This window comes from Actinomadura sp. RB99 (genome assembly GCF_014706005.1).
Taxonomy (GTDB): Bacteria; Actinomycetota; Actinomycetes; order Streptosporangiales; family Streptosporangiaceae; genus Spirillospora.
On record NZ_JABMCA010000056.1, the window covers coordinates 51,294 to 67,243 of the forward strand.

Annotated in this window: 15 protein-coding genes and 1 pseudogene; 9 read left to right on the forward strand and 7 right to left on the reverse strand. The window is 73.6% G+C overall.

Annotated features, from left to right (window positions below):
• Positions 1-6: 6 nt before the first annotated feature.
• From amrb99_RS35935 to amrb99_RS35945, 3 genes are all read left to right on the forward strand, one after another.
• Positions 7-1,290 (forward strand): ABC transporter permease, encoded by a 1,284-nt coding sequence (locus amrb99_RS35935; RefSeq protein ID WP_190864751.1) that lies wholly within the window; start codon positions 7-9, stop codon positions 1,288-1,290.
• 276 nt (positions 1,291-1,566) lie between these two features.
• Positions 1,567-2,325 (forward strand): ATP-binding cassette domain-containing protein, encoded by a 759-nt coding sequence (locus amrb99_RS35940; protein WP_190864753.1) that lies wholly within the window; start codon positions 1,567-1,569, stop codon positions 2,323-2,325.
• The gene (locus amrb99_RS35945) at positions 2,325-3,560 is read left to right on the forward strand and encodes an ROK family transcriptional regulator (RefSeq protein ID WP_190864786.1); all 1,236 of its coding nucleotides are present in this window, start codon (positions 2,325-2,327) and stop codon (positions 3,558-3,560) included. Before amrb99_RS35940 ends, amrb99_RS35945 begins: the two co-directional genes overlap by 1 nt.
• A 27-nt stretch (positions 3,561-3,587) precedes the next feature.
• Here amrb99_RS35945 and amrb99_RS35950 read toward each other — a convergent pair whose 3' ends face one another.
• Both amrb99_RS35950 and amrb99_RS35955 read right to left on the reverse strand, forming a co-directional pair.
• Positions 3,588-4,094, reverse strand: coding sequence for a flavin reductase family protein (locus tag amrb99_RS35950; RefSeq protein WP_190864755.1), 507 nt, complete (start codon positions 4,092-4,094; stop codon positions 3,588-3,590).
• Between the two features lie 242 nt (positions 4,095-4,336).
• Positions 4,337-5,524 carry a lysylphosphatidylglycerol synthase transmembrane domain-containing protein gene (locus amrb99_RS35955; protein WP_190864757.1) on the reverse strand — a complete coding sequence of 396 codons (1,188 nt, stop codon included), beginning with the start codon at positions 5,522-5,524 and terminating at the stop codon, positions 4,337-4,339.
• Positions 5,525-5,845: 321 nt separating this feature from the next.
• Between amrb99_RS35955 and amrb99_RS35960 the strand changes: the two genes are divergently transcribed.
• Entirely contained in the window at positions 5,846-7,246 is a 1,401-nt protein-coding gene (locus amrb99_RS35960) for a hypothetical protein (RefSeq protein ID WP_190864759.1), read from the forward strand.
• 121 nt (positions 7,247-7,367) lie between these two features.
• Here amrb99_RS35960 and amrb99_RS35965 read toward each other — a convergent pair whose 3' ends face one another.
• Positions 7,368-7,634, reverse strand: a complete 267-nt coding sequence (locus amrb99_RS35965) for a hypothetical protein (protein ID WP_190864761.1) — start codon at positions 7,632-7,634, stop codon at positions 7,368-7,370.
• A gap of 113 nt (positions 7,635-7,747) precedes the next feature.
• Complete coding sequence (locus amrb99_RS35970) at positions 7,748-9,307, reverse strand: hypothetical protein (RefSeq protein WP_190864763.1); 1,560 nt, start codon at positions 9,305-9,307, stop codon at positions 7,748-7,750.
• A gap of 110 nt (positions 9,308-9,417) precedes the next feature.
• On the opposite strand from amrb99_RS35970, the gene amrb99_RS35975 reads away from it, so the two are divergent.
• Positions 9,418-10,119 carry an HAD family hydrolase gene (locus amrb99_RS35975; RefSeq protein WP_190864765.1) on the forward strand — a complete coding sequence of 234 codons (702 nt, stop codon included), beginning with the start codon at positions 9,418-9,420 and terminating at the stop codon, positions 10,117-10,119.
• A gap of 20 nt (positions 10,120-10,139) precedes the next feature.
• On the opposite strand, the gene amrb99_RS53430 is transcribed toward amrb99_RS35975, so the two are convergent.
• The 3 genes from amrb99_RS53430 to amrb99_RS51740 form a co-directional block, all read right to left on the reverse strand.
• Positions 10,140-11,198 carry an SAM-dependent methyltransferase gene (locus amrb99_RS53430; RefSeq protein WP_190864767.1) on the reverse strand — a complete coding sequence of 353 codons (1,059 nt, stop codon included), beginning with the start codon at positions 11,196-11,198 and terminating at the stop codon, positions 10,140-10,142.
• Positions 11,199-11,293: 95 nt separating this feature from the next.
• Entirely contained in the window at positions 11,294-11,866 is a 573-nt protein-coding gene (locus tag amrb99_RS35985; protein ID WP_190864769.1) for a hypothetical protein, read from the reverse strand.
• 86 nt (positions 11,867-11,952) lie between these two features.
• Positions 11,953-12,930 carry a ferritin-like domain-containing protein gene (locus amrb99_RS51740; RefSeq protein ID WP_241756237.1) on the reverse strand — a complete coding sequence of 326 codons (978 nt, stop codon included), beginning with the start codon at positions 12,928-12,930 and terminating at the stop codon, positions 11,953-11,955.
• A 249-nt stretch (positions 12,931-13,179) separates the two neighbouring features.
• Here amrb99_RS51740 and rimP point away from each other — a divergent pair.
• From rimP to amrb99_RS50270, 4 genes and pseudogenes are all read left to right on the forward strand, one after another.
• A pseudogene (rimP, locus tag amrb99_RS35995) lies at positions 13,180-13,776 on the forward strand (ribosome maturation factor RimP); the annotation flags it as partial.
• 139 nt (positions 13,777-13,915) lie between these two features.
• The gene (gene nusA / locus amrb99_RS36000; RefSeq protein ID WP_190864790.1) at positions 13,916-14,983 is read left to right on the forward strand and encodes a transcription termination factor NusA; all 1,068 of its coding nucleotides are present in this window, start codon (positions 13,916-13,918) and stop codon (positions 14,981-14,983) included.
• 4 nt (positions 14,984-14,987) lie between these two features.
• The gene (locus tag amrb99_RS36005; protein ID WP_190864773.1) at positions 14,988-15,290 is read left to right on the forward strand and encodes a YlxR family protein; all 303 of its coding nucleotides are present in this window, start codon (positions 14,988-14,990) and stop codon (positions 15,288-15,290) included.
• A gap of 108 nt (positions 15,291-15,398) precedes the next feature.
• Positions 15,399-15,950, forward strand: a 552-nt coding sequence (locus tag amrb99_RS50270; RefSeq protein ID WP_347256994.1) for a translation initiation factor IF-2 N-terminal domain-containing protein, incomplete at its 3' end; no start/stop codon positions are given.

The window sequence follows — 15,950 nt, forward strand, 5'->3', positions numbered from 1 at the left end:
ACCGAGGTGTCCACCGAACTCCCCGAGGGCAAGGAGGCCGCCGTGAAGCTGGCGGACTCGGACTTCGCCGCCGACCGCCGCGAGCACGACGTGCGCTCGGCGCTACTGGACTACTGGGGCCGCATCCGGGCCGGTGAGCTGGGCGCGCTGCCCGCCATCCTCGGCCTCGCCGCGCTCATCGTCCTGTTCTTCGCGCTGCGGCCCAACACCTTCCTCAGCAACCAGAACATCGCGAACCTCTGTACGCAGGCGCTGCCCATCGTGATCCTCGCGATGGGCCTGGTCTTCGTCCTGCTGCTGGGCGAGATCGACCTGTCCGCCGGTGTCGCGAGCGGCGTCTGCGCCGCCGTGATGGCCAAGCTGATCGCCGACAGCGGCCAGCCCTGGTACGTCGCGGTGATCTCCGCGCTGGCGGTCGGCGTCGTCATCGGCACCGCGATCGGCTGGCTGGTCGCGGTCGTGCGCATCCCGTCGTTCGTCGTGTCGCTGGCGTTCTTCCTCGGCATCCAGGGCATCACGCTGAAGCTGATCGGCGACGGCGGCACGGTGCCGGTCCGCGACGACTTCATCGTGGCGCTGGCCAACAAGAACATGCCGATCTGGCTCGGCTGGACGCTCGCCGCGGTCTGCGCGGCCGGCTACGCCGGGACGCAGCTGCTGCGCTGGCGCCGCCAGCAGGCCCGCAACCTGCACTCCCGGCCGGTCGAGCTGGTGATCGCCCAGTCGGTCGTGGTCGCCGCGGCGCTGCTGCTCGGCACCTACCTGCTCAGCCAGGACCGCGCCGCCAGCCCGCTGATCTTCCTCGGCGGCGTGCCGTGGGGCGTCCCGCTGGTCGGCGTGCTGCTCATCGTCTGCACGTTCGTGCTGGCCCGCACCCCGTACGGCCGGCACATCTACGCGGTCGGCGGCAACGCCGAGGCGGCCCGCCGCGCGGGCATCAACGTCACCCGGATCCGGATCTCGGTGTTCATCATCGCGTCCGGGTTCGCGGCGGTCAGCGGCATCGTCGCCGCGTCCCGGCTGAACTCGGTCACCCCCGACGCCGGCGGCGGCAACACCCTGCTGTACGCGGTCGGCGCCGCGGTCATCGGCGGGACGAGCCTGTTCGGCGGGCGCGGCAAGGCCCGCGACGCGGTCCTCGGCGGCCTGGTCATCGCCATCATCGACAACGGTCTCGGACTGCTCGGCACGAAGGCGTACCTGAGCTTCCTCATCACCGGGATCGTGCTGCTGTTCGCGGCGAGCATCGACGCCCTGGCGCGGCGCCGCCGCAGCAACACCGGCCGGTGACCCCGTGCCGGCCCTGCCCCTGAAGGCCGGGACCCCGTGAACGCGGGAGACGCCCGGGAGCCGGCGGCGCGCGCCGCCGGCCCCCGGGCCCTGCCGTACGGTCCCGCCCTGCCGTCCGACCCCGTGCCGCCGTTCGGCCCCGTGGCGCCGTTCGACCCGGAGCCGCCGGCTCCAGGCGGCGCCGCGCGCGTTTCCCGGCCCGTGAACGCGGCTGATACGCTCACTGCCCACGACCGATCGGCGCGCGGTGACGCGGCACGGTGGGAGCCCCTCGGCATGGCAGTGACGCCCGTCCTCGACCTGCGCGGCATCGACAAGAGTTTCGGTTCCGTCAAGGTCCTCCACGACATCGCCTTCTCCGCGTACCCGGGCGAGGTCACCGCGCTGGTCGGCGACAACGGCGCCGGCAAGACCACCCTCGTCAAGTGCATCGGCGGCATCCACGCGCCGGACGCGGGGGAGTACCGCTTCGAGGGCCGCCCCGTGCGGCTCGGCAGCCCGCGCGACGCCGCCGCCCTCGGCATCGAGGTCGTCCACCAGGACCTCGCGCTCTGCGAGAACCTCGACATCGTCCAGAACCTGTTCCTCGGCCGCGAGCAGCGGCGAGGCATCGCGCTCGACGAGTCCGGGATGGAAGAGCTGGCCCGCAGGACCCTGTCCGGCCTGTCCGTCCGCACCATGGGCTCGGTCCGGCAGAAGATCTCGACGCTGTCGGGCGGGCAGCGGCAGACGGTCGCGATCGCCCGCGCCGTGCTGTGGGACAGCAAGCTCGTCGTGCTGGACGAGCCCGCCGCCGCGCTCGGCGTCGCGCAGACCCAGCAGGTCCTGGAGATCGTCCGGCGGCTCGCCGACAAGGGCCTCGCCGTCGTGCTCATCTCGCACAACATGAACGACGTGTTCGCGGTCTCCGACCGGATCGCCGCGCTGTACCTCGGCCGCATGGCCGCGCAGGTGCGCACCGCCGACGTCACCCACCGGCAGGTCGTCGAGCTGATCACCTCCGGCGTCAGCGGCGACCTGGGGCTGCGGCGATGATGAAGGCGGGCCCGTCACAGGAGGACATCCGGCGGCACAACCTCGGGACGCTGCTGCGCTTCGTGCACCTGCGCGGCCCCGCGTCCCGCGCGACGCTCGCCGAGAGCCTCGGGCTGAACCGCAGCACCATCATGGCGCTGACCTCCGACCTCACCGCCGCCGGCCTCGTCCGCGAGGAGCTGCCGCGCGGGCCGGGGCGGCGCGCCGGGCGCCCGTCCCTCGTCGTGCGGCCCGAGTCGACCCGGGTCTACGTGCTGGCGTTCGAGGTCGGCGTCGACCGGCTCGTCGTCGCCCGCGTCGGCCTCGGCGGCGTCGTCCTGGACCGCCGGGAGGGCACCCGCGCCCGCGACTCCGACCCGTCCGACCTGCTCGGCATGCTCGTCGCCGGCGCCCGCTCGCTGGTCCGCAAGGCCGAGCGCGACGCGGTCTGCGTCGGCGCCGCCCTCGGCTTCCCCGGCACCGTCCGCCGCTCCGACGACATGATCATGTTCGGCCCCAACCTCGACGTCGGGGACCTGCGGCTCGGCGACGCCCTGTCGCGCCGGCTCGGCCTCGGCATCCCGGTGTCGGTGTGCAACGACGCCAACCTCGGCGCGCTCGCCGAGCACGAGCGCGGCGCCGGCGTGAACTGCGACAACCTCATCTACCTGCACGGCGACGTCGGCGTCGGCGGCGGCATCATCGCGCACGGCCGGCTGCTCGGCGGCGACGAGGGCTTCGGCGGCGAGATCGGCCACATGATCGTCAATCCGGGCGGCCGGCAGTGCGCCTGCGGCTCGAAGGGCTGCCTGGAGGCCGAGGTGGGGGAGCGGACGCTGCTCGCCCACGCCGGCCGCGAGGAGCCGACGAACAAGGCGGGCCGCGACGCGGTCCGCGACGTGGTGGACGCCGCCGACCGCGGGGACATCGTCGCCCGCGAGGCGCTGCACCGCGTCGGCACCTGGCTCGGCCTCGGCGTCGCGAACCTCGTCAACGTGTTCAACCCCGGCCTGGTCATCTTCGGCGGGACGCTGCGCGACATCTATCTCGGCGCCGCCGCGCAGATCCGCAGCGTGCTCGCGACCGGCGCGCTCGACGCGCCGCGTGAGAAGGTCCGGCTCCGCACCGCCGCCCTCGGCGACGACACCACCCTGGTCGGCGCCGCCGAGTTCGCGTTCGCCGAGGTGCTGTCCGATCCCGTCCAGGTCCTCGCCCGCCTCCGCGGCGCCGAGATCGCCTCCCCCTCGGCGCGCTAGGAGCCCGCCTCCAGGGTGCGCCTTGAGCTAGGCGATGCCTCCGTAGGCGCCCCGGTAGAACACCAGGGGGCGGCCGTCGTGGTTCTCGTCCAGGGCGTGGACGCGGGCGACGACGATGACATGGTCGCCGGCGACGTGCTCCTGCTCGACGGAGCACTCGATCCAGGCGAGGGCGCCCTCGATGGCGGGGGCGCCGCTCGGGCTCTCCGTCCAGTCGATGCCCTCGAACTTGTCGCCGCCCTTGAGCGCGAGCCGCCGGCAGACGTCGAGCTGGGGCTCGCCGAGGATGTTGATGCAGAGCCGGTCCGAGGCGCGCAGCCGGGGCCAGGTGGTGCTGGTGTGGGCGACGCAGAACGCCACGAGGGGAGGATCGAGGGAGACCGAGGTGAAGGAGTTGGCGGCGATCCCCGTGGGCCGCGCCGTGCCGGGTTCGACGGCCGTGATGGCGACCACACCGGTCGCGAACCGGCCCATCACCTGCCGGAACCGTGCGCCGTCGAGGTCCGCCGCCGGCGTGATGGCTCCCTGCGCCATGGGGGCTCGATCCCTTCTGTCGACCAATTGCCTGCTCAGGCGTCGGGGCCCCGCCGGTCCGGGTCGCGCGGGCGTGTCGCCGGGAGGAGGGGGTGCGGCCTGCATGACCACTAAAGCCGCTCTCCGGGAATGATGATTCCCAAAAGGGACGATCTCCGTCAAAGGTCCCGGTCGGGTCTCGGTCCCATGGCGGAGCCCCGGACCGTCCTGCGGCCCGGGGCTCTGCGGATCGGGTGATGCGCCTATGGCCGGCGCGCCTCGGCCGGGATGACGAGCGGCACCGCGCTGTACGGGTTGAGCGTCGCGGTCGAGGTCAGGCCGTCCAGGACGAGCCGTCCCGCCCCGGCGAACCGGGCCTTCACCGGCGCCGGCAGCCGCGGCCCCTCGTGCAGGCCGAGCCAGGCGATCCAGCCGGCGGCGACGACGCCCCAGTACGAGACGAGCCGGTACAGGCCCACCGCCGCGGCGGCGGGGGACAGCGCCGCGCCGAAGGCGACGAGCGAGGCGGCCATGCTGCCCTCGATCGCGCCGAGGCCGCCCGGCAGCACCGGCAGCACGCTGCCCGCGGCCTGCGCCGCGAAGTAGGCGAGCGCGGCGGCGTGCGGGTCGACGTCGATGCCGACGGCGTGGGCCGCGGCCAGCAGCGCGAGGATGTCCAGCACCCAGTTCAGCGTCGCGAGCGTGATCAGCGCGGCCCAGTCGCGCCGGTTCGGGCGCAGCACGTCGCGGACGCCGGCGAGCCGCTCGGCCCACGGGCCGAGCTTCGGATGCGCCAGCGCGAACTGGAAGGCGCGGCGCGGCGGCGCCGTCAGCACCGCGCGCGGGCGCGGCCACCGCAGCAGCGGCACCAGCATCAGGAGCAGGACGGCGGGCACGGCGAGCCCGGTCAGCGCCGGACCGCGCGTGGCCGGGTCGGCGAGCAGCGCCAGCAGGCCGATCACCGAGTAGGTCGTCGTGGTGATGACGCCCCCGGCGATGATCACGGCCGTGGCGAGCTTCGCCGACGCCCCGCCGCGGCGGAACTGCCGGAACGTGTAGACGACGCTCACCGCGGGCCCCGCCGGTAGCGTCGTGGACAGCGCGTTGCCCGCGTAGGTGATCGCGAACGCGCGGCGCAGCGGCATCCGCAGCCCGCCGACGCGCAGCAGCCGCCGCTGGAGCCGGGCGAAGGCGCCCATCGAGCCCGCCACCGCGAGCACCACCATCGTCAGCCAGCCGGGATCGGCGTGCCGGATCGAGTGCCACATGGCGCCGAGGTCGGGAAGCGAGTCGCGGTAGAGCGGCAGCGCCGCGACGGCGAGGAGCAGCACTCCCCACTGGAGCAGGAGCCCCGCCTTGCGCCGCCACCAGGGGCGCTTCGGCGCGTCGTCCACGGCGTGCGCGCCGGCCGGCCGTTCGAGGAACAGGTCGTCGGGGGACGGCTCGTCCATGTCCGGTCCGTCCCATCGTGTCCCATCCGGCAGCGGACGGGGTGAGGCGACGTCGGCCGGGGGGTGTGCCGGTGCCGCGACTGTCTCGGTCATGTCCCGGTCACCTCGCAAGCTCGCCCGCCTAGCGCAACCTACGGCTCCGGTATGACATTCCCCTGGAGCGGGTCACGGAACCACAAAGTGATCTTTGCCACGGGGTCCGCGCCGGGCGCGCCCGGCGGGCTCGTCAGCAACCTCTCGCGTTGCTCTGACAGCTGATCGCCTTCCTGCCTAGGATCTCCCCTCTGTCGTATTTGTTCCCGCCCCGACGGAAAGGACTCCATGCCCGCTCCCCGAAGGACGGCCGTCCTCGGCGCCACCGCCGCCGCGGCCGCGCTCGCCGTCGCCGGCGCCGTCGCCCTGCCGTCCGGATCCGCCGAGCACGTCACCGTGTCCAAGGCCGCCGCCGCCGCCGTCGGCGCCGGCGACACCGCCCCGCTCTCCGGCGTCTCGTTCACGCTCAAGTCCTCTCCCGTCTCCGCCGCCGCGCTCAAGCAGCTCGACGACACGGCGGCGAACCCGGCCCGCGGCATGAAGCGGCAGGCGAACCTCGCCGCCGCCGCGAGCGGCGCGAAGAACGGCCTGGTCTGGAAGAGCGGCTGCGGGGCCAACGACGCGGTCAAGGCGATGAACGCCAAGCTGACGGTCGGCGCCTGGTGCTTCGCCAACGGAGACAAGAGCAGCAAGTCCTGGATCCCGCAGGGCGTGGCGACCAGCCGCACCGCCCAGCTCGACGGGTTCGTGCTCAGCTGGTACCACCGGCACCTGTCCGGCTCCGACTGGGTGACGGACGGCTCGCGCCTCACCGTCGGCAAGCGCCCCCTGGTCGAGAAGGCGGGCGCCTACCAGCCCGTCACGCTCGCCATCCCGACCGCGACCGCCGCCGGCAAGCTCGCCGTCAAGGACGTCCGTCCCGCCGCGCCCGCGCCCGGCGCCGCCTCGGCCCAGGGCGTCGCCGACGCGCCCCAGCACCAGGGCGGCGTCGCCCTCGCCGGCGACTACGTCTACACCGCCGACACCTCGGGCCTGCGGGTCTACGACGTCCGCCGCACCTACCAGGTGCCCACCGGCAAGACCGGGCTGGGCGTCGACGCCACGGACGGCAAGTTCTACGCGCACGGCGAGAAGTACGTCCTGTTCCAGACCGGCATGTACCGGCCGCTCAACGCGGGGGCCTGCCCCGCCTGGGACAAGGCGCCGTCAGCCAAGGACAAGGACCTGTGCTTCAGCACGGTCACCTACGACCCGACCACCTCGCCCAAGAGCCTGCTCACGGCCGAGTACAAGACCGGGGGCGGCGTGACGTCGGCGAAGCCGATGCGCGTCGTCCGGTGGCCGCTCAACGCCGACGGCTCGCTGCAGGCGGACGCGTCCGGCCAGGTCAAGTCCATGGTCGTGTACGGGACGAACCTCACGAACGTCCAGGGCGTCGCCGGCTACCACGGCGGTGGCGGCGACACGATCTACTACAGCACGACCCTCACCGCCCCCGGCGCGTTCTACAGCGACCGTGACGGGGACGGCAAGGCGCCGTTCAAGATCGTCGGACCGATCGGCGGGGAGTCCCTGGCCTTCGACCCGTACTCGGGCGGCGACCGGATCTACGGCATCACCGAACGCCCCAACCAGCGGATGTTCTTCTGGACCTACCGCAAGCAGTTGCAGCGGCCCGGCATGCCCTAGCCCCAGGCCCGGAGAACGGCCGCGGCGCCCGTACGGCACACGTCCGTACGGGCGCCGCGGCCTCTCGGGGCCGGCCCCGGCCGCGCGCCGAGCCGGGGCGCCGCGGCGGGCCGCGAGCGGGCTACGGGCGGCGGGTGGGGTTCACGGCATCGGATTCCGCGGCGGTGTCGGGCTCCGGCGGGTCGTCGCCGGCCCGCTCCGCCTCCCGCTCGTACTCGTCGATGCTCAGCCCGTCCGGGTCCGGCTGGGGGTCCTCGATCCTCAGGTCGTCGGGCGGGTCGGTCACGTACTCCTCGGTCAGGCCGATCTCGATGTCCTGATCGTTGTCGCCCATGTCGTCGACGTCCTCGCGGAAGTCGCGGCTCTCCCCGGGCTTGCGCGCCCTCATGGCTCCTCCACGGTCCGGTCGGGTTCGTCCGATCAGACGTGTATCCCCGCTGGCGCCGGGCCTACTCACGGTCCGGACGGGCCTAACCGCGTTCCGGAGGGGCCTTTTCGCGGTTACGGGCGTGCCTGGTCGCGGTCGCGGACGGCGACCAGGCCGCCGATCACGCCCACGTACGCGGTCCCGTTCGGGCCGATGGTGACGGGCGCCCAGTTGTTGTCGAACCACTTGCCCGTACCGGTCAGCACCTTGTAGACGGTTCGGCCCGTGTGGACGTCCACCGCCGTGAGGTACCAGGCGTCGATCAGGTCCTTGCGCGGGTCCTTCGTGTACAGGTAGAGCAGCCCCGCCGGGACGGAGACCTTCGCCACCGTGGACGGCGACCGCTCCGGGCTCGTCCAGACGGTGCGGCAGCCCTTCCCGCCGGCGTTCACGTCCACCCGGCTCACCCCGCCCGTGGACGACCCGCCGGGCGGCAGCTCGAAGAAGTTCTTGTACCCGTAGTTGTTCTCGACGAACAGGCTGCTCCCGTAGCCGATGAGAGAGTTGTCCGTCGCGCTCGCGCCGCTGCCGAAGACGGGGACCTGGCAGACCAGCCCGCCGTCGTCGCGGCGCCGCACGATCACGTGCATCCGGTCGTCGGCGTTGTCGGTGATCGCCACGTACCGGTCGCCGAGGAACGTCGGGGTCGTCCCCGAACCCTGGTCGATCTGCCCGGGCTTGCGGCCGGTGCCGCGGTCGTAGGTCTCGCGCCACAGCACCTTCGGCGTCCCGTCCGGGCCCGCCTTCATCTGGTACAGCGCGTGGTCCGACACGATCGAGACGCCGTCCGCCGCGGCCGCGAACGAGTTCTGGATCTGCTCGCCGGGCAGCCGCGTCATCCTCACCGCGCCCGACCCCGGGTCCACGGTGCCGATCCGCCCGGCCCGCGTGATCCACCAGATCAGGCCCGTCCAGTCCGGGCCGACCGCGGTGATCGGGTCGCACTCGCCCTTCGGCCACGGGTTCGTCCAGGTGGCGCAGTCGTGCGGGAGGTAGCGGGACAGGTCCCAGTCGTCGGTGACCGTGAACCGCCACGCGCCGTCCGGCCCCTTCTCGTGGGCGAAGCGGCGCAGGTGGAACGCCGAGTCGGCGAGCACCGCCCGGTCCTGCGGGTCCAGGTAGTAGTAGGCGCCGCCGGAGGTGTCGGTGAAGACCTTGTCGAGGCTGCCGGAGAACACCGCCTGCACCGTCGACGACCTGGGCGGGAGCTGGTAGGTGGCGAGGTCCTTCAGCGTCACCGGGTCGATCAGCCGCAGCATGAAGTTCTGCCCCTGCGTGCACTGCGCGACGATCAGGCCCGTCCGCTTCGCGAAGGTGACCGTCGAGCACAGGCCCGGCAGCCCGCCGCCCTTGGCGTCGTTGAGCACCTCGGGGTTCCGGCCGAGCGGCCCCATGAACGGATAGGTGTCGGACGCGTAGCCGTCCGCGTGCATCGACGACGTGCCGACCGGCCCCTGATACGGGTTGGCGGGCACGGGCTTCCCCGCGAGCGCCTTCGGCGTCGCCGGACCGCCGATGTACTGCGGAACCAGGCCCTTCCCCGGACCATCGGGGATGGTCCCCGCGACCGCGGGGACGGCGGCGGCGCCGAGCAAGGCGGCCGAGAGGGCGGAGGCGACGAGCGGTCTGCGCATGGAGGGGCTCCTAAACCGGGACGAGGACGGCCCCGGTCGCGCCCTCCGGGACAGGTTCACCGCGTAAACGGATCATCGTGCGGAGTGCCCGGATGGTTACGATTTCCGGCATGGCCCTACAAGCAGTGATCTTCGACTGGGGCGGCACGCTGACCCCCTGGCACGACGTCGAGCTGCCCGAGATGTGGCGGACGATCTGCTCCCCGCACCTGCCCGCCGACAGCGTCGAGACCGTCGCCGCCGCCCTCGCCGAGGCGGAGCTGGAGCTGTGGCGGCGCGGCACCGAGGAGCACCGCAGCGCCACCCTCGCCGAGCTGTTCGCGCTCGCCGGCGTCGAGCCGACCGACGCGCTGCTCGACACCCACTACGAGACGTGGACCCCGCACACCTGGACCGACCCGGCCGTCCCCGGCCTGCTCCGCGCGCTGCGCGAGCGCGGCATCAAGGTCGGCGTCCTGTCCAACACCATGTGGAGCCGCGACCTGCACGAGCGGATCTTCGCCCGCGACGACGTCCTCCGCCTGCTCGACGGCGCCGTCTACTCCAGCGAGATCCCGTGGACGAAACCGCACGCCGAGGCGTTCCGCGCCGCCATGGACGCGGTCGGCGCCACCGATCCCGCCGCCTGCGTCTTCGTCGGCGACCGCCCCTACGACGACATCCACGGCGCCAAGGCCGCCGGGCTGCGGGCCGTGCAGATCTGGCACCAGACGACGCACGCCTTCACCCGCCCCGGCCTCACGCCCCCGGACGCGCTGATCCACGACATCGGCGAGCTGCTCCCGCACGTGGAGACCTGGCACGCCCCCTAGGAGTGGCGCCCTAGAAAGGGTCAGGATCTGCGGGCGACGATCAGGTCGCGGGAGATCGCCTGGTCGACGCGGTGCCGGAAGCCCAGGTAGGGCTCGGAGTCCTGCACCTCCAGCCCGCTGGAGGTCAGGATCTCCGCCAGCTCCTCGCGGCGCCCCACGAACGTGTTCCAGGAGATCCCGATCGCGCCGCCGCGCCGCAGCAGCGGCGTCCACTCCGGCACCGCGGCCTCCAGCAGCTCCACCGGGCTGCGCGACAGCCGCGGCCCGTCCTTCTGGCCCTGCCGCGCGCCCTTCGACCGGCTGCCGTGCTGCACCCCGTACGGCGCGTCCGTCACGATCAGGTCGAACGACCCGGGCCGGAAGAACCGCCCGGCCCTGGCCGCGTCGGCGTTCACGACGGTGATCTCCATCGTCTCGCCGCTCTTGTACAGCTCCTTGGACGCGCCGAGGGTGACGTGCAGGCGCCGGCCCAGCACCGCCTTGTCCCGCCGGACGGGCGCGATCTCCGCCTGGTGCTTCACGCGGTTGTTCTTCAGCCACGTCTTGATGAACGCCGCGTAGGCGTCGAAGTCCTTGCCGTCGACGTCCATGCCGGCCGCGTCCAGCCCGTACATCATCGCCTGGTTCAGCGTGGTGCCCCGCCCGCACATCGGGTCGAGCAGCCGGGGCCTGCCGGCCACCAGGTCCATGGGGGAGTCGGTCGCCATCGCGGTGACGTTCAGCAGCAGCTTCGTGAAGTACTCGTTCGTCTTCCCCGAGTACTTCTGGATGGTCAGCAGGTCGCTGGGGAACAGGTCCAGGGGCTTCAGCCCGACCGGCCTGAGCAGCTCGCCCTCGATCTCGAACAGGGCGTACAGCGACGACAGGTTCGACAGGAGCCGGATGTCGGTGTCGGTCAGGTCGTCCGCCGAGAACGTCACGTACGGGACGCCGCCGATCGACGTCTCCTCGATGTCGCGGATGCGTCCGCCGAGGGCCCGCTCGCCGAACACCGCCAGCTCGGCCTTCACCAGGCCGGAGGCGGCCTGGGCGTAGACCCGGTTGTGCGAGGGGGAGACGAGGAGGCCGTACGAAGTCACCGCAGGACATTAGCAGTTCGGGGACGCGGAGAGGCCGCCGGGAAATCCTCCCCGGCGGCCTCCGCGCGGCCCATGTGCGGGCCGTTCCTCCCCGGTCAACCCGTCCGGACGCTCCTGCGTCTGGCCTTCCGGGACTTGCGCCTGTTCTGGTGCCGGACCGTCTCGTTGCCGGACCGCTCGGCTTCGGCCGCCTCCGCCGCGACCACCGCTCCCACGGGCACGGGACGCGCGTCCACGGGACGGGCGGCGTCCGCGGCCTCCGCGACGGCGGGCTCGATCTCCGCCGGCTCGTTCTCAGGGCGCTCGGTCTCAGGGCGTTCGTTCCCGGTGCCCTCGGCCCCGGCGGGCTCAGGGGCCGGGAGCGCGCGGGACGCGGCGGGCGCGGACTCGATCTCGGCCGGACGCTCCGCCGGCTCCACGGCCGGCAGATCCGGCAGGTGCCGCGCGGCGGCGGCCAGCAGCTCCTGGACGCGGCTCTGCAGGCTCGCGAGATCGGCGCGGGCGACGGCGGCCTGCGCCTTGGCGCGGCGGGCCTGGCGGCGGGCCTCGTCGCGCTCGGCCGCGAGCTGGTTCAGCTGCTCCCGGTAGGCGGCGCGCAACTCGTCCAGCGCACTGGGCGCGCGGCCGGCGGGCCCGTCGGTCTCGTACCGGTGCGGGGTGCTGGTCATGGCAGGTCTGGGCTCCTCCCCCGAGTAGGCCAGTGCAAAAGCGACAACGCGTACATGAAGCGCATTCGTTCCCGTCGTGCCGAAGATCACTCACCGGGTTCGGGACGGGGTGACAGGGCCGCCGGCGGCAGCCCCGGGAAGGCCGCCGAAGGGGCGCCGTCGCCCGCGCTCGCCCGCCACTTCGCCGACCGCGCCGCCGACCGCTCGGCGCTGTCGGCGGCGAAGACGCGCAGGTCCGCGGCGGACGCCCCGGCGAGACCCACGTAGGCGGGGACGAGGTCGTCCTCCAGCGCGGCGGCGAGCCGGGCGGCGCTGCGGGCGTTGGTCACCTTGATCGGCAGCCGGTATCCGGCCGCCGCGGCCACCGGCTGCGCCGACAGGATCGATACCAGCTTGTCCCGCTGCGCGCGATGGGCGTCCCAGTACGTCTTCGCGGCCTGCTGCAGCGCGCCCCGCAGCCTGCCGCCCAGGACGCCGTAGCCGTACACGGCGGCGTGCTCGGCGGCGAGGGCCGTCTGGATCGCCTGGGTCGGCGACTTGGCCGGGTCGGCGGGCGGATGCGCGCGGACCGTCTCGGCGTGCCCCGCCTCGCACGCCCCGATGCTCGCCAGCAGCTGCGCCAGCCCCGGCGGGGCCTTGGCGGTGTCGGCGCGGCGGGCGGCGGCGGCGCGGTCCTCCGCGAGGCGCAGCGCCGTGAGGATCTCCGCCGGCCCCTGGGGCAGCTCGGCCGCGTGCGGCGGCGGGATCGTGCCGCCCTCGTGGGCCCTCCGCCCCGAGCCGGGCACGTAGTGCCGCTTCAACACGGTCAGGTGCTGCCGGTGGTGCGCCAGGACGGGATCGAGACGGCGGGCCAGCGACGCGTCCGCGGCCTTCGCCGCCTCGTAGGTGGCGATGAGGTCCTGCTCGGAGGTGATCGCGCCGACGAGCGTCGACACGTCCGGACGGGGCCCGGCCGCCTCCGCCGCGCAGCCCGCCAGCCAGGGCGCCGCGAGCACGGCACCGCCGCCCAGCAGCAGCCCCCGGCGCGACACGGTTCCCGGCAGGCGCGGCACGGCCTCTGGCAAGGGAGTCTCCTCACCCGGTGGTGTGGTGGTGGCGGCCCGCGCCGCGCCGCGGCTCCGTCCCGGTCGCCGGACGCGTCCATCGGGCCAGCTCAAGCATTCCATATCCGGCGCGCCGGTGAGCTGTTCGAAAGGCCGCTGAGGTGTCCGGCTCTCGATAGTCTTGAGGAGTCAGCGGACAAGCGGTGACTTCAGCGACAGGTCCCGCCGCCCTCACCGGCGGGCGGGAAGGCACAACAGGAGGAGGGTCCCATGAGCGTCGAGTCCCGCGGTGGCCGCGCTCAGGGGGGCCGCGCCCGGGGCGCGCGCGGCGACGCCCCGGCCCGGCCGGCCCGCGACGCCGCCATCGCGGAGCTGACCGCGCTGCTCGCCCCCGCGGTCGACGCGGCCGGCTTCGACCTCGAGGAGGTCGACGTGCGCCCCGCCGGGCGCCGCCGGCTCGTCAAGATCGTCGTCGACGGCGACGGCGGGGTGGGCCTGGACGACATCGCCCGGCTGAGCGAGACCGCCTCCGGGCTGCTGGACGGCTCCGACGTGATGGGCGCCTCGCCGTACGTGCTGGAGGTGACCTCGCCCGGCGTCGACCGTCCCCTCACCGAGCCGCGGCACTGGCGCCGCGCCGTCGGCAGGCTGGTCGTCGTCCCGCTGGCCGAGGGCGGCCAGGTCGAGGGCCGTGTGGTGGCGGCCGACGACGAGGCCGTCGAGATCGACGTCGCCCCCGCCCGGGCCAAGGGGTCCGGCAAGGGCGGCGGCAAGTCCGCCGGACCGGGGAGCCCCGGGACGCGGCGCCGCCGGTTCGGCCTCGACGAGCTGGGGCGCGGCCGCGTCCAGGTGGAGTTCAAACCCCTCTCCGGGGAGCCCGGGGGGCCGTCCTCCCGGGAGGACACGCCCCCCGAGGGGGGCGGCTCGCCCGTTCCGCCCGGCGAGGCCGAGGAAACGCGTTCTCCGGCTGAGCCGGATTAGAGGGGGGAACCTCGTGGACATCGACATGACCGCCCTGCGCGGCCTGGAGAGCGAGAAGGACATCTCGCTCGACGTGGCCGTCAAGGCCATCGAAGACGCCCTGCTGATCGCCTACCACCGGACGGAGGGCGCCGCGCCCCGCGCGCGCGTCGAGCTGGACCGGCAGAGCGGGCACGTGACCGTGTGGGCGACGGAGACCGACGAGGAGGGCAACGCCCTCCGCGAGTACGACGACACCCCGACCGGTTTCGGCCGGATCGCGGCGACCACCGCCAAGCAGGTCATCCTGCAGCGGCTGCGCGACGCCGAGGACGAGCTGACGTTCGGCGAGTACGCCGGGCGCGAGGGCGACATCGTCAGCGGCATCATCCAGCAGGGCAAGGACCCGCGGAACGTGCTGGTCGACCTCGGCCGGCTGGAGGCGGTGCTCCCGCCGCAGGAGCAGGTGCCCGGCGAGCGCTACGACCACGGCGAGCGGCTGCGCGCCTACGTGGTGCAGGTCCGCAAGGGCCACCGCGGCCCGTCGGTGCAGCTGTCGCGCACGCACCCGAACCTCGTCCGCAAGCTGTTCGCGCTGGAGGTCCCGGAGATCGCCGACGGCACCGTGGAGATCGCCGCGATCGCCCGCGAGGCCGGCCACCGCACCAAGATCGCGGTGCGGTCGCGCAAGCCCGGCGTGAACGCCAAGGGCGCCTGCATCGGCCCGCTCGGCAGCCGGGTCCGCAACGTGATGGCCGAGCTGCACGGCGAGAAGATCGACATCGTGGACTGGTCGGACGACCCGGCCGAGTTCGTCGGGAATGCGCTGTCCCCGGCCCGTGTTTCAGCGGTCGAGGTGGTCGACCTCGACGGCCGTGTGGCACGGGTGATCGTCCCCGATTACCAGCTCTCGCTGGCGATCGGCAAGGAGGGGCAGAACGCCCGGCTCGCGGCCCGCCTGACCGGCTGGCGGATCGACATCAGGTCCGACACCGAGCCGGCGGGCGGGGGACCGTCCGGGCGGACCGCCTCGAAGGCGCCCGAGGCTGGCGAATCCGGATCTTCCGAATCAGGAGAGCATGCGACAGGTCCCGCAGACGCCTCGGCGCGGTAGACTCATGGAAAGTGGCCGGGCGGTTCCACAACGCACGTGTGTGGGCTGCCTGGTCCGCACGGCCAAGTCCGACCTGTTGCGCCTGGTGGTGGTCGAGGGCGAGATCGTCCCCGATCCCCGCGGGCGGCTCCCGGGACGGGGAGCGCATCTGCATCCCGACCCGCGGTGCCTCGAACTCGCAGAGCGACGTCGGGCGTTCCCGCGGGCTTTCCGCCTGCCGGGACCGCTCGACGGTACGGCGCTGCGGGACCGGCTTGCGGCGAACGCCGCGCAGCAGCAGGATGGCCGAATGGTAAGCGACGTCTAGTCGGAAGCAGGTCGAGATTGCTATGAGCGCTCGATGAGCACGCCGCGATGAGTACGGCAGGTTAACGACGGTCCGGTGGCCGCACCCCCGGACCGAGTAGGGAGTGCAGTGGCCAAGGTCCGGGTTTACGAACTCGCCAAGGAGTTCGGTGTCGAGAGCAAGGTCGTCATGGCCAAGCTCCAGGAAATGGGCGAGTTCGTACGATCGGCGTCCTCCACGATCGAGGCGCCGGTCGTTCGCAGGCTCACCGAAGCCTTCTCAAACGGTTCGTCCTCCAAGCAGGGGGACAGGCGCGTAGGCGGCCAGAAGCGGCCCCAGGGGCCCCGCCCGTCCGCGCCGCGTCCCGGTCCGCCCAATGGCGGATCGGAATCTCAGGGTGCCCGCCCGCAGGCGCCGCGGCCCGCCGGGCCGCGCCCGTCCGGGCCGCGCCCCGGCCCTGGCGGTGCCGCCGGAGGCCCGAAGCCGGGTCCGCGTCCGCCGGTCCCGCCCGCCCCGAGCCAGCCGGCTCCGGGCCAGCCGGGCCAGCAGGCCCCGAGCCAGCAGGTTCCGCAGGTTCCGGCCGCCAAGGCCCCGAGCGCCCCGCCGTCCGGCGGCACCGGCGCTCCGGCCGGCCCGCGTCCGGGTCCCCGCGCGCCCAAGCCGGGCCCGCGTCCCGGCCCG